This is a genomic window from Serratia sp. X3 (assembly GCF_014982455.1).
Taxonomy (GTDB): Bacteria; Pseudomonadota; Gammaproteobacteria; order Enterobacterales; family Enterobacteriaceae; genus Serratia; species Serratia ureilytica.
The window spans coordinates 1,527,122-1,542,415 of the sequence record NZ_JADCNB010000001.1; the positions used below are offsets into that span (position 1 = coordinate 1,527,122).

The 15,294-nt window shown below is 59.9% G+C and carries 15 protein-coding genes and 1 other annotated feature (1 of these 16 running past the window's edge); of the genes, 1 reads left to right on the forward strand and 14 read right to left on the reverse strand.

What is annotated here, in order from left to right; translation table 11 throughout:
- Positions 1-51: 51 nt before the first annotated feature.
- The 11 genes from arnF to IMX17_RS07155 all read right to left on the reverse strand — a co-directional run bounded on the left by arnF (position 52) and on the right by IMX17_RS07155 (position 10,811).
- Positions 52-444 (reverse strand): 4-amino-4-deoxy-L-arabinose-phosphoundecaprenol flippase subunit ArnF, encoded by a 393-nt coding sequence (arnF, locus tag IMX17_RS07105; RefSeq protein WP_182264568.1) that lies wholly within the window; start codon positions 442-444, stop codon positions 52-54.
- Positions 441-785 (reverse strand): 4-amino-4-deoxy-L-arabinose-phosphoundecaprenol flippase subunit ArnE, encoded by a 345-nt coding sequence (arnE, locus tag IMX17_RS07110; RefSeq protein ID WP_182264569.1) that lies wholly within the window; start codon positions 783-785, stop codon positions 441-443. Before arnE ends, arnF begins: the two co-directional genes overlap by 4 nt.
- A complete protein-coding gene (gene arnT, locus IMX17_RS07115; RefSeq protein WP_033652452.1) occupies positions 782-2,446 on the reverse strand; it encodes a lipid IV(A) 4-amino-4-deoxy-L-arabinosyltransferase in 1,665 nt (554 codons plus the stop codon). The genes arnE and arnT overlap by 4 nt, the downstream gene beginning before the upstream one ends.
- Positions 2,443-3,348 (reverse strand): 4-deoxy-4-formamido-L-arabinose-phosphoundecaprenol deformylase, encoded by a 906-nt coding sequence (arnD, locus tag IMX17_RS07120; RefSeq protein WP_033652453.1) that lies wholly within the window; start codon positions 3,346-3,348, stop codon positions 2,443-2,445. The genes arnT and arnD overlap by 4 nt, the downstream gene beginning before the upstream one ends.
- A complete protein-coding gene (arnA, locus tag IMX17_RS07125; RefSeq protein ID WP_046898633.1) occupies positions 3,345-5,327 on the reverse strand; it encodes a bifunctional UDP-4-amino-4-deoxy-L-arabinose formyltransferase/UDP-glucuronic acid oxidase ArnA in 1,983 nt (660 codons plus the stop codon). Before arnA ends, arnD begins: the two co-directional genes overlap by 4 nt.
- Positions 5,327-6,307 carry an undecaprenyl-phosphate 4-deoxy-4-formamido-L-arabinose transferase gene (gene arnC / locus IMX17_RS07130; RefSeq protein ID WP_019456023.1) on the reverse strand — a complete coding sequence of 327 codons (981 nt, stop codon included), beginning with the start codon at positions 6,305-6,307 and terminating at the stop codon, positions 5,327-5,329. Before arnC ends, arnA begins: the two co-directional genes overlap by 1 nt.
- The gene (gene arnB / locus IMX17_RS07135) at positions 6,294-7,448 is read right to left on the reverse strand and encodes a UDP-4-amino-4-deoxy-L-arabinose aminotransferase (RefSeq protein WP_033652454.1); all 1,155 of its coding nucleotides are present in this window, start codon (positions 7,446-7,448) and stop codon (positions 6,294-6,296) included. Before arnB ends, arnC begins: the two co-directional genes overlap by 14 nt.
- A gap of 401 nt (positions 7,449-7,849) precedes the next feature.
- Positions 7,850-8,605 (reverse strand): vitamin B12 ABC transporter ATP-binding protein BtuD, encoded by a 756-nt coding sequence (gene btuD, locus IMX17_RS07140; protein WP_193549517.1) that lies wholly within the window; start codon positions 8,603-8,605, stop codon positions 7,850-7,852.
- Between the two features lie 5 nt (positions 8,606-8,610).
- The gene (locus IMX17_RS07145) at positions 8,611-9,162 is read right to left on the reverse strand and encodes a glutathione peroxidase (protein ID WP_033642881.1); all 552 of its coding nucleotides are present in this window, start codon (positions 9,160-9,162) and stop codon (positions 8,611-8,613) included.
- A 45-nt stretch (positions 9,163-9,207) separates the two neighbouring features.
- Complete coding sequence (gene btuC / locus IMX17_RS07150) at positions 9,208-10,215, reverse strand: vitamin B12 ABC transporter permease BtuC (RefSeq protein WP_193549518.1); 1,008 nt, start codon at positions 10,213-10,215, stop codon at positions 9,208-9,210.
- 179 nt (positions 10,216-10,394) lie between these two features.
- The gene (locus tag IMX17_RS07155) at positions 10,395-10,811 is read right to left on the reverse strand and encodes a DUF2502 domain-containing protein (RefSeq protein ID WP_046898515.1); all 417 of its coding nucleotides are present in this window, start codon (positions 10,809-10,811) and stop codon (positions 10,395-10,397) included.
- A gap of 232 nt (positions 10,812-11,043) precedes the next feature.
- Here IMX17_RS07155 and IMX17_RS25335 point away from each other — a divergent pair, with 232 nt between their 5' ends.
- Positions 11,044-11,175 carry a hypothetical protein gene (locus tag IMX17_RS25335; RefSeq protein WP_046898516.1) on the forward strand — a complete coding sequence of 44 codons (132 nt, stop codon included), beginning with the start codon at positions 11,044-11,046 and terminating at the stop codon, positions 11,173-11,175.
- Positions 11,176-11,363: 188 nt separating this feature from the next.
- On the opposite strand, the gene ihfA is transcribed toward IMX17_RS25335, so the two are convergent.
- Genes ihfA through pheS form a run of 3 tightly spaced genes read right to left on the reverse strand, consistent with a single transcriptional unit; the run spans position 11,364 to position 15,050 of the window.
- Positions 11,364-11,660 (reverse strand): integration host factor subunit alpha, encoded by a 297-nt coding sequence (gene ihfA / locus IMX17_RS07160; RefSeq protein ID WP_004931414.1) that lies wholly within the window; start codon positions 11,658-11,660, stop codon positions 11,364-11,366.
- A 4-nt stretch (positions 11,661-11,664) separates the two neighbouring features.
- Entirely contained in the window at positions 11,665-14,052 is a 2,388-nt protein-coding gene (gene pheT / locus IMX17_RS07165; protein WP_033652458.1) for a phenylalanine--tRNA ligase subunit beta, read from the reverse strand.
- A 14-nt stretch (positions 14,053-14,066) separates the two neighbouring features.
- The gene (gene pheS, locus IMX17_RS07170) at positions 14,067-15,050 is read right to left on the reverse strand and encodes a phenylalanine--tRNA ligase subunit alpha (protein WP_004931416.1); all 984 of its coding nucleotides are present in this window, start codon (positions 15,048-15,050) and stop codon (positions 14,067-14,069) included.
- Between the two features lie 187 nt (positions 15,051-15,237).
- Positions 15,238-15,294: a sequence feature (Phe leader region), on the reverse strand (it continues 66 nt past the right edge of the window).

A 15,294-nucleotide genomic window follows, 5' to 3' on the forward strand; every position in this document is an offset into this window, starting at 1 on the left:
AAAAAGGCAAGCGCCATGAGGGAGATAATAGCAGGATCGCCGGTTTTGGCCCTATTGCGGCGATTTGGTCTCGGATTTGCTGTTAATCAGCCAGACGCCGAACAGAATAAACAGCGTGCCCAATGTTTTCAGCAGCGTAGCGGATTCGTTAAACCACGGCAGGACCACCGCCGCCAGGTAAACCAGCGCATAGCTGACGCTCAGCAGAGGATAAGCGCGGTTTAACGGCAGATGGCGCAGCGCAAAGAACCAACACAGCATCGACAGCGCATAGCCAAAAATGCCGCCGCCCACCGCCAGCAGCGGCAGCCAGTAGTCGCCGATCAGCGTCAGCGAGACGTCGGCGAACGACATCAGCGGGATCTGAACCATGCCCCACTTCATCAGCAACTGCGCCAGCGTCACCAGCAGTACGCTGGCGGCGCCCCAGGCATAGCCCTTCATGAATGCACGCTCATCAGCAGGATCCCCAGCATAATCGACGCCACGCCACACCAATGGCGCGCGGTCGTCGGCTCATGAAACAGCCAGCGCGCGGCCAGCGTCACCATCACGAAGTTAAGGCTGAGCATCGGGTAAGCCAGGCTGAGCGGCAGGCGTTGCAGCACATTGAGCCACACCGCCATGCCCAGCCCCAGCAACAGCACCGCCAGCGCCAGCCAACGCAGCGTCTGCTTGAGCCGCGCCTCGTCCGCCCGTTCCCAGCAGTGCACCGCCTGCTTCTGGCACAGCTGCCCACCACAGGTGAGCAGACTGACCACTATCACCAACAGAAAACCGATCATGGTTGCTGTTTATACCACATCAGCACCAGACGGTTCATGCGATCCACCTTGTCTGCGGCAGGTAGCTCCTGCGGCAGCGCTTCGCCGCGGGAGAGCTGCAACACCAGCGACACATTCCCCTGCTTGCGCGCCTGCGCCAGCCACTGCGGGAAGTCGGCGTCGCTGATCAGGTGCCCTTTGGCGTCCGGATACTCCAGACCATAGGCCACCTCGCCTTTCTGGCTGTACATCAGCACGTCGCTGCGCTTGAGCTCCCAGGCCAAGCCGGCCGCCACCCCGACGCTGTCGGTCAGCACGTAACGGCTGTCGCCAAGTTCGGCCATCGTGGCGCGGGCGAAGTTCTGCGGCAGTTTGGAATCGGTCACCTGCTGCGGAATCGCGTAACCGATCACCAGGCACAGCAGCACCGGGCAAGCGGCCGCCCAACGCCATTGGCGGCCGTTATCGCGCGCGGAAACCAGCGCGAACAGCAGCCAACCGCCGAACGCGATCAGGCCGAGAACCACTTTCGGCCACTCCTGCGGAGTAAACAGATGCGCTTTCGGCAGCAAACCGGAGCTCAACACCACCAGCGCCACGATGCCAATCAGCCCGAACAGGCCGTTCAGCCAGGCGTTAGCCTTAAACAGCCTGGCGCGCAGCGTGGCGGCATAGTCTTCCGCATAGGCGGTCATCAGCAGCGCCAGCGGCGCCATACACGGCAGAATATAGGTCGGCAGCTTGCCTTTGGCGATGCTGAAGAAGATCAGCGGCATCATCGCCCAGCTCAGCAGGAAGAACAGCTCCGGGCGCTGCACGCGTTCGCGCCAACCTTTGAGCAGCGCGCCGGGCAGCAGCGCCAGCCAAGGCAACACCGCCGCCAGCAGGATCGGCAGGTAATACCAGAACGGCGCCTTGTGCTGGGCGTTATCTTCGGCGAAACGCTGAATGTGTTCGACCCAGAAGAAGTAATTCCAGAAATCGGGCTCACGTTGCGCGATCGCCAGCGCCCACGGCAGGCTGAGCAACGTGGCGGTCACGATCGCCACCGGGCCGTAGCACAGCAGATCCTTGATGCGACGTTGCTGAATGACAATCGGGATCACCGCAATCACCGGTACCGCCAGCGCCAGGAAGCCCTTGGTCATAAAGCCCATGCCGCAGGCCAAACCCAGCAAGGCGTAGGCGCCCAGCTTGCCTTTGACCGAGGTGGCTTTCAGCGTCAGGTAATAGCTGACCATCGCCGCCGCCAGCCACAGCGAAATCATCGGATCCAGCACGCTGTAGGTGCCGATGCTGAACACCAGCACCATCGACAGGAACATCAGCATCGCCAGGCTGGCGCGGCGCGCATTGCGCCACATCAGCATCGCCAGCGCGAATACCAGCAGCGCGGTCATGCCGGTGCTGAACACCGAGCCGAACCGCACCGCAAAGTTGTTTTCCCCGAACAGCCACTGGCTGATGTTATTGAACCAATATCCCGCTACCGGCTTCTCGAAATAGCGCAGCCCCAGCAGGTGCGGCACCACCCAATCGCCGCGTTGCAGCATCTCACGGCTGATCTCTGCATAACGCGTTTCATCCGGCTGCCACAGCAGGCGACCGTTAAGCGGGATCAGATAGACCAGAGCAAAAAAAACGGCCAGCAGAATGGCCCAGGATCCTTTTAGCGCCTTCATGTAACGTCCTTCACATCGGTTTGACAGCCCAGCCAACCTTCGCGGCCGGGGAAAGGAGCGCGCTTGATGCGGCCCAACGGCAGTGACGCCAAATCTTGCGGTAACAGCGCGCTCAGCGGGCAGAATTCGATGCCCTGCTGCCGTGCGCGTTGCAATAACTGTTCGAACATCGCCGCTTGCGACATGCCTTCCACTTCGGTGTGAATGGTGTACACCGGTACGCCGCGATCGTTCTCGATGGCGCGCAGAATGTAGTCGTTGAAGTCGGCCATGCTGACTTCGCTGCCGATCACTTCGTCGAAGGTCGGCAACGTCACCGGGATCTGCACCGTACCGTGACGCCCGTCGCTCAGCACCGGACGGAACGGATGGGTGCCGCGGCAATCGCTGTTGTAATGGAAGCCGAAGCGCTGCTTGACCTCCAGCACGCGCGTGTCGGCACGCCACCCCGCCACGGCGGAGCATTTCACCGGCTGGCCGGTGCTGGCGCTCAGGGCATCGACGCCTCGCTGCACCTGTTCGGTCAGCTGCGCCTCGCTCCACTTGCCAACGTTGGCCTGCCATCCCTGGTGATCCCAGGCATGCAGCCCGACTTCATGGCCGGCTTCGGCGGTGCGCTTCATCAGCGGCCCCAGCGCGCGTGAAATGTTGCGCCCCGGCCACGCGGTGCCGGCCAGCAGAATATCCAGGCCGTACAGCGAAGCGGCGTTCGAGCGCAGCATTTTCCACAGAAATTTCGGACGCAAAAGGCGCCAAAGATGGCGCCCCATGTTGTCCGGTCCCACGCTGAAGAAGAAGCTGGCCTGAATGTCGTACTTTTCGAACAGGTCCAGCAACTGCGGCACCCCTTCACGGGTGCCGCTGAAGGTATCTACATCAACCCGCAGACCGACTTTCTTCATGCATCGTTCCCTTCCTGAACGGTAGTGCGCAGGAAGTAGTCCAGCGTATCGGCGACGGTTTGCTTCATCTCGATGGTCGGCTGCCAGCCCAGCAGGCGGCGCGCGTTTTTGATGCTCGGCGTGCGGTGCTCGACGTCCTGGTAACCTTTACCGTAGTAGCTGCTGCTCTCCACGTCCTTGAAGCCGGCAAACGGCGGGAAGCGGTCGCGCAGCGGGTGGTTGTTGAAGCTTTCCAGCAGCATTTCCGCCAGCTCGCGAATGCTCGCTTCGTTGGTCGGGTTGCCGATGTTGACGATCTGGCCGTCGCACAGGCCGTCGCGGTTCTCAATGATGCGGAACAGCGCTTCAATGCCGTCGTTGATGTCGGTGAAGCAACGCTTCTGTGCGCCGCCGTCCATCAGTTTGATCGGCGAACCTTCTACCAGGTTGAGGATCAGCTGGGTGATGGCGCGGGAAGAACCGATGCGCGCGGCGTCCAGGTTATCCAGACGCGGCCCCATCCAGTTGAACGGACGGAACAGCGTGAACTTCAGGCCTTCTTTGGCGCCGTAAGCCCAGATCACCCGATCCAGCAGCTGTTTGGAGACCGAGTAGATCCAGCGTTGTTTGTTGATTGGCCCGACGATCAGACGCGAATGATCTTCATCGAACTCTTTGTCGTCGCACATGCCGTACACTTCGGAGGTGGACGGGAAGATGATGCGCTTGTTGTATTTCACACAGTCGCGAACGATCTTCAGGTTCTCTTCGAAGTCCAGCTCGAACACGCGCAGCGGGTTACGGGTGTATTCGATCGGCGTCGCGATCGCCACCAGCGGCAGCACCACGTCGCATTTCTTGATGTGATACTCGATCCACTCGGAGTGAATGCTGATGTCGCCTTCCACGAAGTGGAAGCGCGGGTTGTCGAGGAAGCGGCTGATGGCGTCAGAGCCGATATCCAGACCGTAGATGTCGTAACGATCGTCGCGCAGCAGACGCTCGGTCAGGTGGTTGCCGATGAAACCGTTAACCCCGAGGATCAGCACGCGAGTGCGGCGTTTCATCACGGCGTTAGGCTTGGCGGCCAGACGCACGTCGGTGACGATGCCCATTTCCTGCGCCAGGCGGCTGCCCTGCACGTACAGGCCACTTTCGTTCTGCCCGGCGACGATTTCCAGCGCGCCTTCGCCACAGGCGATGACCAGCGGGGCGGTGCTCAGCACGGTGCCCGGTTGTTTATCGTGTTGGGTATCCAGCACGCGGGAACGCCAGACGATCAGCTTGCGCTGGCCGAGGTAGCTGAATGCCCCCGGGTACGGTTCAGTGACGGCGCGCACCAGGTTGTTGATCTCTTTGGCGGACTTGTGCCACAAAATCTCGCCGTCCGCCGCGGTGCGGCGCCCGAAGTAGCTGGCCTGAGACTCATCCTGTTTGGTGAAGGTGGCGGTGCCGTTCTTCAGCTTCGGCAGCTGCTCTTTCAACACGGCCTGCGCGGCTTCCAGCACTTTTTTGTGCAGCGTCAGCGCGGTGTCGTTGTCGGCAATGGTCACTTTCTGCTGACCGACGATGTCACCGGCGTCCGGGCGTTTCACCATTTTGTGCAGGGTGGCGCCGGTTTCGGTTTCGCCATTCACCAACGCCCAGTTCACCGGCGCGCGGCCACGGTAGCGCGGCAGCAGCGAACCATGCAGGTTGAAACCGCCCAACGGGGCCAGCGACAAGATCTCGTCGCTCAGCATGTGACGGTAGTAGAACGAGAAGATCACGTCCGGCTGCAGTTCGCGAATGCGATCAACCCACAGCGGGTGGTTCACGTCTTCCGGCGCATAGACCGGCAGATCCAATTCGGCGCCCAAACGGGCCACGGAGGAGAAGAAGTTGTTCTCACCTGGGTCGTCGGTGTGCGTGAACACAGCCTGCACGTCATAACCCGCCTCAGTCAGCGCTTTCAGACCTGCGCAGCCAATATCATGGTAAGCAAATACAATAGCTTTCATCATTCTTCTTCCTGAGTATTGTGGTCTTGCTGTACGCCGACCACTTTCTGAACAAAATAGCGAGGACGTGCGCGCACGTCGGTATAGATGCGGCCGATGTATTCACCCAGCAGCCCCATGCCGACAAACTGGGCGCCGATAAAGGTGAACAGGACGGCGAAAAGCGTGAACACGCCGCCGGCGGCCCATTCAGGACCGAGCAGCAGACGCAGCGCGATCAGCACCAGCGCCAACACGAACCCGGACAGCGCCACGATGCTGCCGACCACGCTGAGCAAACGCAGCGGCGTAGTGGTCAGACAGGTGATCAGGTCATACATCAGGTTGATCAGCTTCATCAGGCTGTATTTGGAGTCGCCGAACTCGCGCTCGGCGTGACGCACCTCGATCTCGGTCGTGCGACGGGCGAAGGTATTCGCCAGGATCGGGATGAAGGTGCTGCGCTCATGACAGTGCAGCATCGCCTCAACGATATGACGACGGTAGGCGCGCAGCATGCAGCCGTAGTCCCCCATCGATTTGCCGGTGGCGCGTTGAATCATCATGTTGATCACGCGCGAAGCGCTTTTGCGGAACCAGGAGTCCTGACGGTTGGCGCGCACGGTGCCCACCACGTCATAGCCCTCTTCCGCCACGCTGACCAGCCGAGGGATTTCCTCCGGCGGGTTCTGCAGATCGGCGTCAAGGGTAATCACCAGATCGCCGGTCACCTGATTGAAACCGGCCATGATCGCCGAATGTTGGCCATAGTTGCGGTTAAGCAGGACGGCAATCACGTGACTGTCCGGCTTTTCGGCCGCCGCGGTCAGCATGTCAGCGGAGTTGTCGCTGCTGCCATCGTCGACGAGAATGATTTCATAAGGTTGGGATAACTGCTTACAGGCGGCGGTAGTGCGCTCCAGCAACGCCGGCAGGCTTTCCTGCTCGTTGTATACCGGGATGACTATCGACACTTTTTTGATCGGTTCAACGCGAGACACGTAAAGACTCCACAACAGAAGACAAGGCATTGACCACGCGATCCACATCGGCGTCGGTCATATCAGGGAATAGCGGTAAGGTGCACAGCCGCGCCGAGTTCCATTCGGTATTCGGCAACGACAGCTGCGGATAGCGCTCACGGTAGAATTTCTGGGTGTGCGCCGCACGGAAATGCAGCCCGGTGCCGATGCCAACCTCTTTCAGACGCTCCATCAGCTGGTCGCGATCGAGGCCGCAGCGCTCGGGATCGACGCGCACCATAAACAGATGCCAGGCGTGGTCATGCGGATAATCCGGCACGCCCAACGGTTGGAACGGCGAGCCTTCCAGCGCGCTCAGGTAGCGCTGCGCCAGCGCCTTACGGCGCGCGTTCAGCTCGGCGAAGCGCGACAGTTGCACCACGGCGATCGCCGCGTGAATGTCGGACAGGTTGTATTTGTACCCCGGCTCCACCACTTCGGCCTGCGGTTTGCGGCCCAGCTGCTGGCGATCGAAGGCATCGACGGCCAGGCCGTGGAACTTCAGGCAACGCAGGCGGTCCGCCAGCGCATCGTCGTCGGTGGCGATCAGGCCGCCTTCGGCGCAGGTCACGTTCTTAATCGCGTGGAACGAGAAAATCGCCGTGCCGCGCGCGCCGACCCATTCGCCGTTGTAACGCGTGCCGACCGCATGGGCGGCGTCTTCGATTAACGGCAGACGATGGCGTTCGGCCACGGCGCGCAAAGCGTCCATCTGCAGGGGGGCGCCGGCATAATGCACCGGAACAATCGCTTTGGTTTTCGGGGTGATGGCAGCCTCGACGTCGGCGGCGCTGACCATCAAGGTCTCACGGTCAACGTCAATCATCACCGGCGTAGCGCCCAGCAGTTCGATCATGTTGAGGGTGGAAACCCAGGTTTGGGAAGGGGTGATGACTTCATCGCCGGGCCCCACGCCCAGCGCCATCAAAGTGATGTGCATGCCTGCTGTGGCGGAACTGACGGCGATGGCGTGTTTACAGCCGAAGGTGGAACAGAAGTCGCTTTCCAGTTGCTGATTTTGCGGGCCGGTGGTGATCCAACCGGAACGCAACACTTTCTCTACCGCGGCGATTTCTTCGTCGCCGATGGCTGGACGAGAGAAAGGTAAAAATTGATCCATAGTTAACCCCAAACGTATCGGACTGCTTTTGATGACACTGTAAATCCCTTTCGTTTAACGAATATTAAACGCCAGAGAAGAATCGTTTCCGTGGATTAACTGCCAATGTAAGGCCGCAAGCTTAACTAAACCTTAAGACGAGACTTGTCATCAGTGGGAGAACTGATAGGAAGGCGCCGTCATCATTAATTTAATTTTATTATGTAAATCAATTTCTTATGTTTTTTAATAATTACTTACGTATTTTATTTTTGCCGAATCAAGCGTAGCACGTCATCGACGTTTTTCAAGAAAATCGATAAGAAAATGAGAGACCGCACAATATTCGCCGATCCTTACCCCGCTATTTATATTCACTGTGTTTAGTTTCCGTTTACGTTGCGCCCCGCCGACTGGGTTAATTAAGCCGTGCGGGTCATGATCCAACGCTGGTCCCCTACCCATTGCAGCTGGAAATCCACTTCATAAATCTGCGACAGCAGTGCGGGCGCCATCACCTCACGCGTGACGCCCTGCGCCACCAGCCGGCCGGCATGCAGCAACCAAACCCGATCGGCCTGCTGCAGGGTGTGATTCAGATCGTGCGCGCATACCAGCGCGCTGCGCCCGCTCTGGCAGAATTCGCGCAGCAGGCGATCCAGCGCGACTTTCTGCGCCACATCCAGGCTGTTGGTCGGCTCATCCAGCAACAACAGGCGGCTGTGCGGATTGACGCTGGGCCACACCTGCAGCAAGACCGCCGCCAGCCGCACCCGTTGCCATTCTCCGCCAGAAAGCTGCGTCAGCGTGCGTGACAGCTTATCCACCAGCTTCAACCGCCGGCACAGATAGAGGATGGCGTGCTCCACATCGGTTTGCGTCGCCGCCGCAGGCCGGTGCAGCGCCAAATACTGAAACACCGGCATCAGCGACACCGGCGGCTGTTGCTGGCTGAGGTAACCGCGCCGGAATGCCAGTTCGCTCCCTGGATAATCGGACAGCGCGCGTCCGTCCAGACGAACCTCGCCCAGCCCCGGCAGCATGCCCGCCACCCGCGCCAGCAGAGTGCTCTTCCCGGCGCCGTTTGGGCCGATCAGGTGAACCTGCAACCCGCCGTCAATCTGTGCCGAAAAAGGCGCCAGGCGCCCCGCCACCCCAACCTCAACGAGTTGCAGCATTCGTCTTACCCTGCCAGCGCTTGTTTCACCGCCGCCACCAGCGCCGGATCTTCCGGCGTGGTGTCAGGCGAGAAGCGCTGGATCACCGTGCCGTCGCGCGCGATGAGGAATTTCTCGAAGTTCCACAAAATATCGCCGGCGTGCTTCGGCGCACGCCCTTTGCTGGTCATCCGCGCCAGGAACTCGCTGCCCTGCGGCGCGACAGCAGCCGGCTGCGCGGCAATCAGCGCCTGATACAGCGGATGACGGTGTTCGCCGTTCACCTCAATCTTGGCGAACATCGGGAATTGCACGCCGAAAGTGCCGCGGCAAAACGCCAGGATCTCTTCGTTGCTGCCCGGCTCCTGCCCCAGGAATTCATTGGACGGGAACCCCAGCACTTCCAGCCCCCGATCGCGATAGGTTTCGTACAGCGCTTCCAGCCCTTCATATTGCTTCGTCAGGCCGCACTCCGAGGCCACGTTGACCACCAGCAGCACCTTGCCCTGATAGGCCCCCAGCGTGGTAGCCTGATTTTCGATGGTCTGTAACGGCAGGTTATAAATTGGATTGCTCATCGGTTGTCATCCTGTAGTTTTTTAATGGCAGGTGAATGAAGAAAACTACCTTACGCCTTTTGCCCGGGTCAGTAACCAGATAAATAGCGGCGCTCCCAGCGTAGCGGTCACCACGCCGATCGGCAGTTCGGCCGCCAGCAGCGCAACGCGGGCAATCACATCGGCCACCAGCAACACGCCGGCCCCCGCCAGCGCGCAGGCCGGCAACAGATAGCGTTGGTCGGTCAGGCCGGTGAGCCGCAAAATATGCGGGATCACTAGCCCGACGAAGCCGATCACCCCGGCGAGCGCCACGCTGACGCCCACCAGCCAGCCGATCGCCAGCACCAGCAGGTTGCGCCACAGATGCAGCGACAGCCCGAGCTGCCGCGCCTGCACCTCGCCCAGCGCCATCAGGTTAAGCGCTCGCCCCTGGCCGCACAGCCACAGCAGCACCGGCAGCAGCGCCAACACCAGCCACTTTTGGCGCCAGTCGACACCGCCGAAGCCCCCCATCATCCAGTACATCAACTGCCGCAGATCGAGACTGGTGCTGAAATAGACCGCCCAGGTCATCAGCGCGCTGCACATGATGCCCAGCGCCACTCCCACCAGCAACAGCCGCGCATTGGTCAGGCGACGCCGGCGAGCGAAGCCCAGCAGCAAGAACGTCATCGCCAGCGCGCCTGCTATCGCGGCGGCGCTCATCAGCGCTACCGGCAGCAGACCGTGGCCCAGCAGCACCGTCAGCACCAGCGCGACGCCGGCGCCGTTCGCCACCCCCAGCAGGCCAGGTTCCGCCAACGGGTTTTCAAACAGCGCCTGCATCACCGCCCCGGCTACCGCCAGGGCTGCGCCGACCAACATCACCGCCAGCGCGCGCGGCAATCGCAGTTGCCAGACGAACAGCTGCGCCCGATCGCTGAACCATTCTGACGGCCATATCCATCGATCGCCGGCGCAAAGGCTAAACAGCAATGCCAGCACCACACCCAGCGCCAACAGAATGACCTGGCGTTTATCGCGGTAACGTTGATGTTGCAACAGTAAGGTGAAGGTACGGCTGGTTGGCATGGCGCGGCGATTCCCTGCCGGCCGCTGTCGTGGCCGGATAATTGACGTCTGAGTCAAATATTAGGGGGTTAACGCCGCAAGGGGAAGCCTTGCGTAAGCGATGGCGCAGGAAAGCAGCGGCTGGCCCTGCCCGTCATCGCCAGGATGATGGCAAAACCAGCCGCCGATAAACTCAGGGGTTAACGATGCTGACCGGGGTTGCCCTGCGGATAGGGCTGGCCACGGCCGTCATCGCGCCGGTCATGGTCGCCGCGATCGTCATGGCGGCCATCATGATCGCGATTATCGCGATCGCCGTGGAAAGGATTGCCGCTGCGCGCCGGCTCGCGATGCTCATAGCCGCGCGGCGGCGAAGGCTGCCAGCGCCCGCCGTCCCAGTACAGGCCGCGCGCATTGCGCTCCCCCAAACCGCGGCCCTGGTGTGCATGCCACCATTGCGGGGGACGCCAGTCGTAGCCATCCCAGTAGTAACCACGGCGGTCCTGATCCCCCAAATGCAGGGAAACGCCCGGCACGTTGATATCGACGGAGACATCGGCCTGTGCCGCCAGCGGCAGCAACAGCGGAAAACACACCAGCAACAGGATCTTTTTCATTTTGCCTTCTCACTCTATTTTTCTTGCTGCAGTGGTTATATCAGTGCGCTTATTTAGCGACTATCTCACCGGTGCCTATTTTCAGATCGTTTTCGACGGCCTTACACAATCCCGACACTGTTTGCCGACGTCTTTAATTATTATTGCCTCTGCCAAGGCTTAACGAATAACTGACATCGCTTAAGCGGCGCGACAATGATAATTAAACGGATCCCCACCGGAGGATAATAAGATGATTAAACGACTCGGTATGCTGCTGGCCGTGGTCGCCCTGGCCTCAACCCTCAGCGCCTGCTGCTGGGGCCCTCACGGAGGCGGCGGCCACCGTGGCGATGGCCCTGGCCATTATTACGGCCGTTATTGAAGTGAGAAATTAAAAGCCACGCATTACATGAAATAAGATATAAGAATATTCCGCAATTAAGGGCAATGATTTTCGCCGTACCGACTTAACGGCTCAATGAAGTCATGTCTTATCGATTAGGAATAAACTGAATTTTGTCCCAGAAAAGAAAAAGGCCGCGCAAGCGGCCTTTTTTGATGTCACGTCACTCACCCTTTCGGGCTGGCGTTTTCTACCCGGCTTTTCAGCTTCTGCCCCGGACGGAAGGTCACCACGCGGCGCGCCGTAATCGGAATGTCTTCGCCGGTCTTCGGGTTACGCCCCGGACGTTGGTTCTTGTCACGCAGATCAAAGTTGCCAAAACCCGACAGTTTTACCTGTTCGCCATTCTCAAGGGCCCGACGGACCTCTTCAAAGAACAGTTCCACCAGGTCTTTGGCGTCCCGTTTGCTAAGCCCAAGCTTCTCAAACAGGTGTTCTGACATTTCAGCTTTAGTAAGCGCCATAGGTTCAATCCCTCAAGGATGCTTGGAATCGCTGTTTTAGAGCCTCTACGCATTTTGCAACGGTAGCGGCTATCTCCTCTTCTTCCAGTGTACGAGCGGTATCCTGCAATACCAGACTGATAGCCAGGCTCTTGTCACCTTCTGCCACGCCCTTGCCACGGTACACGTCAAACAAGTTTACGCCAACTACCTGATTTGCGCCAACTTTCTTACACTCGGCCAAAATATCTTCTGCGGGGACGTTTTCAGCCACCACAATGGCGATATCACGGCGGTTTGCCGGGAAGCGCGAAATCTCCCGCGCCTGAGGCACGGCGCGGCTCGCAAGCTTGTTCCACTCCAGTTCAAACACCACGGTGCGGCCGTTAAGATCCAGTTTACGTTCAAGTTCCGGGTGAACCACACCGATGAAACCAACGCGTTCGCCGTGCAAATAAATCGCCGCACTTTGCCCTGGATGCAGGGCCGGATTGGCTTCCGCCCGGAACTGAATTTCGGATAATTTACCGGTCAGCTCGAGGACAGACTCCAGATCCCCTTTTAAATCATAGAAGTCGACGGGCTTGCGCGCCAGATCCCAATGTTCATCGTGCGTATGGCCGGCGATCACGCCCGCCAGCATGACGTCCTGACGGATACCCAGATCTGCCGCACTATCAGGCACAAAGCGCAGGCCGCTTTCGAACAGGCGCAGGCGCGTCTGCTGGCGGTTCTGGTTATACACCACCGCGGACAGCAAACCGGTCCACAGCGACAGACGCATCGCCGACATTTCGACCGAAATCGGGCTCGGCAGGATCAGCGCTTCTTCATTCGGGTGCAGCAGCGCCTGCACTTTCGGATCGACGAAGCTGTAGGTGATCGCTTCCTGATAACCGTGATCGACCAGCATGGTCTTCACGCGCTTGAGCGTCAGATCGGCTTCGCGATGCTGGGTCATCACCAAATCGGCGCGCACCGGCACATCCGGAATGTTGTCGTAGCCGTAAACGCGCGCCACTTCTTCCACCAGATCCTCTTCGATCTCCATATCGAAACGCCAGCTCGGCGCGACCGCTTGCCAGCTGTCGCCCTGTTCGGTCACCTGGCAACCCAGGCGGCGCAGAATGTCGCTGACCTGCTCGCTCGGCACCACGTGGCCGATCAGGCGATCCAGCTTCTCGCGGCGCAGCGTGATGGTGGCGCGCTTCGGCAGTTCGTTCTCGTGAGTCACGTCGATAATCGGGCCGGCCTGGCCACCGCAGATGTCGAGCAGCAGGCGCGTGGCGCGCTCCATGGCTTTGTACTGCAGCGCCGGATCGACGCCGCGCTCATAGCGGTGAGAAGCATCGGTGTGCAGGCCGTGACGGCGCGCGCGGCCGGTGATCGACAGCGGGCTGAAGAAAGCACACTCCAGCAGCACGTCCTGGGTTTCGCCGTTGACGCCGGAATGCTCGCCGCCGAAGATGCCGCCCATCGCCAACGCTTTTTGGTGATCGGCGATCACTAAGGTGTCGGCGTTCAGTTTGGCTTCGTTGCCGTCCAGCAGCGTCAAGGTTTCCCCTTCTTCCGCCATGCGCACCACGATGCCGCCGTCGATGCGGCTCAGATCGAAAGCGTGCATCGGCTGGCCAAGTTCCAACAGCACATAGTTGGTGACGTCGACGACGGCATCAATAGAACGGATACCGCAACGACGCAGTTTTTCACGCATCCACAGCGGGCTTGGCGCCTTGACGTCGATGCCTTTCACCACGCGGCCCAGATAACGCGGGCACGCCTGCGGCGCGTCAACGCGGATCGGCAGCGTGGCGTCAATCGTCGCGGGCACCGGGCTCATGTCCGGCTCGGTCAGCGCAACCTGGTTCAGTACGCCCACGTCACGCGCGACGCCAATGATGCCCAGGCAGTCGGCGCGGTTCGGAGTGACGCTGATCTCAATGGTGTTGTCGTTCAATTTCAGATAGTCACGGATGTCGGTGCCGATCGGCGCATCCAGCGGCAGTTCGATAATGCCGTCATGATCGTCAGAAATGCCCAGTTCGGAGAACGAACACAGCATGCCTTCCGAAGGTTCGCCGCGCAGTTTGGCGGCCTTGATTTTGAAATCGCCCGGCAACACCGCGCCCACGGTGGCAACCGCCACTTTCAGGCCGGTGCGGCAGTTCGGCGCGCCGCAGACGATGTCGAGCAAGCGATCGCCGCCCACGTTAACTTTAGTGACGCGCAGTTTATCGGCGTTCGGGTGCTGACCGCACTCGACAACCTCACCCACCACAACGCCGTTAAACGCGCCGGCAACCGGATCCACGCCGTCCACTTCCAAACCGGCCATGGTGATTTGATCGGATAATGCTTCGCTGCTGATGGCCGGGTTTACCCACTCGCGCAACCAGAGTTCACTGAATTTCATGTGATATTCCCGCCTTACTTAAACTGTTTGAGGAAACGCAGATCGTTTTCGAAGAATGCGCGCAGGTCGGTGACGCCGTAACGCAGCATCGTCAGGCGCTCCATGCCCATACCGAAGGCGAAGCCGGAGTAAACTTCCGGATCGATGCCCACGTTGCGCAGCACGTTCGGATGCACCATGCCGCAGCCCAGCACTTCCAGCCATTTACCGTTTTTACCCATCACGTCCACTTCGGCGGACGGCTCGGTGAACGGGAAGTAGGACGGACGGAAACGAACCTGCAGGTCTTCTTCAAAGAAGTTATTCAGGAAATCGTGCAGCGTGCCCTTCAGGTTGGTGAAGCTGATGTCTTTATCGACGATCAGCCCTTCCATCTGGTGGAACATCGGGGTGTGAGTCTGATCGTAGTCGTTACGATAAACGCGGCCTGGCGCAATGATGCGGATCGGCGGCTGCTGGTTCTTCATGGTGCGGATCTGCACGCCGGAGGTCTGAGTGCGCAGCAGGCGCGTGGCGTCGAACCAGAAAGTATCGTGGTCGGCGCGCGCCGGGTGATGCCCTGGAATGTTCAGCGCGTCGAAGTTATGGTAATCGTCTTCAATCTCCGGGCCGGTAGCGACGGAGAAACCCAGCTCGCCGAAGAAGGTTTCGATGCGGTCGATGGTGCGGGTCACTGGGTGCAGACCGCCGTTTTCCATGCGACGGCCCGGCAGGGAGACGTCGATGGTTTCAGCCGCCAGGCGCGCGTTCAGCGCGGCGCTTTCCAGCGCGTTCTTGCGCGCGTTGAGGGCGTCTTGCACCTCTTGCTTGGCCTGGTTGATCACCGCGCCGGCCGCCGGACGGTCTTCCGCCGGTACGTCGCGCAGAGACTGCATCTGCAAGGTGAAATGACCTTTCTTGCCAAAATATTCGACGCGCACCAAATCTAACGCGGCAACATCCTGGGCATCTTCTACGGCTGCCTTGGCATTGGCAACCAGCTCTGCGAGATGTGGCATTGCTTTCCTCTTCCTCTGGCCGGGATGGCCCTAAGTAATTGTTATCTATTATTCGAACACGCCTTTGAGCAATCTTCAAAGACTTTTCAATGCGTTGCCGGCCAGGCGGCTCGCCTGCGCGGCGCAGTGCTGGCTGAGTACCCGCCGTTCTCACCGCAACGCTTTGCAAGGCGGGACGATGGCCAAAAACAAAAAAGCCTCCACGAGGGAGGCTTAGGCGCTACTTTTCGTTTCTTTTCTTACG